Raw genomic sequence first — 1,435 nt, 5'->3', positions numbered from 1 at the left:
GCATAAAAGATAGACTTGAAATTATCAAATAAATTATAAAATCCAAGTGATTATTAAAACTCAATGGATTTATATAGATTAAATAAAATAAAGCTAAAGCTACGAAAAAGAAAAACCAAGCTAGATAAAAAAGTATATTTTTTATAAATACAATAAAATCATTTTTAAAAGTCATATATTCTCGCATTATATTATTTTAGTTTTGAAATAATTTTATTGTAAATATAATTTATTGCAAGAGCTAAATACATATAAAACAAATTAATATTTAAAATAACTTCTTCTGAAAATATTTTATAAAATTGTTGATAGTAAGTAATAAAAATAGCAATAGTTAAAAAAATAAATAAATTGTCTTAACTCTAAAAAAATAACACACAATATGTATTATTAAAGATATAACTAATAAGCTAAAACTAGGAAAAATATTATAAAAAAGATACAATAATGCAACAATAAAAATCAAACTTATATACGCATATTCAATATTGATTTTATGTGAAATTTTATTTTTAAAACTAGCAAAAAACCACATATAAGGTAAAATGAAAAAATGAATAATTGTAAAAATTATGTTGAAAAATATATAGCTATCATTTGAGTTATGTGAAAATGCTTTAGTCAAAAGTCCTAAATCAACAGAATAATAAAGCGATAAATAAAACAAGAATAATAAAAATCTATAAATACTAATCTTCAAATAAGAAAATGGAAAAAACATAGCTTTAAAATAATCAAAATCTATTAAAGCTTTATCCTTGCTATTTAAATTAATAATAACCCAAGATATTAGCATATTAATATAGTTTTTCATTACTTTCCTTTTTTATTAAAATAAATCTTGTACATATTCTATTCCAAGAAATGGCTCGTATCTTATTACAATATCTTTCATCACAATACCATTGTCTGTTTTATTACTAACGAATGTTATATCATAATATTGACCTTTTATAATCTTCTTGCAAGAATAAACATTATTTTTAAATTTAATTTGTTTAAATCCACTATCTTCAAAATATTTTTTAGTATTATCTCTTATTTTTGTATTAACATAATCAAATAAATCTAAATCATTTTTTATCACATAGATATATCCGCCTTTCTTTCCATCTGTAAAATACCCTTTATTAGAACTTATAATCATTTTTATTAATTCATTTGGTTCTTTTATATGTGTTATATAAAATTGTGAAATTATTAGCAAAGTTGATAAAGTAATAAAAATATATAAAACTTTTTTAGAAGGTTTATAATCTCTTATAATCATTGACATTAACAAATAAAGAAAAGCAAAAACTATCGTGCAAAGCAATAATATATCATTACAAACATTGATATAAATTAAAGATATAAGATGTATAAAAAAAATTATAAATAAAGCAAGAAAAATATTTTTCAAAATACCTATGATAAGTTTTAAAATATTAAAAAT

At 18.7% G+C, this 1,435-nt stretch carries 2 protein-coding genes; both read right to left on the bottom strand.

Going from position 1 to position 1,435, the window contains the following annotated elements:
* Positions 1 to 334: 334 nt before the first annotated feature.
* On the bottom strand, positions 335 to 814 hold the full coding sequence (locus tag KJQ97_RS09240) for a hypothetical protein (protein WP_214120667.1): 480 nt from the start codon (positions 812 to 814) through the stop codon (positions 335 to 337).
* A gap of 15 nt (positions 815 to 829) precedes the next feature.
* The coding region (locus tag KJQ97_RS09235; protein WP_214120666.1) for a hypothetical protein at positions 830 to 1,435 on the bottom strand (606 nt) is incomplete at its 5' end.

Source organism: Campylobacter sp. 2018MI01, assembly GCF_018501205.1.
Taxonomy (GTDB): domain Bacteria; phylum Campylobacterota; class Campylobacteria; order Campylobacterales; family Campylobacteraceae; genus Campylobacter_E.
This window is presented reverse-complemented; position numbering and strand designations above follow the sequence as displayed.

What these genes read in the sequence shown, in the direction of transcription:
- KJQ97_RS09240 (WP_214120667.1), bottom strand. Translation starts at nt 814, where the DNA reads ATGAAAAACTATATTAATATGCTAATATCTTGGGTTATTATTAATTTA.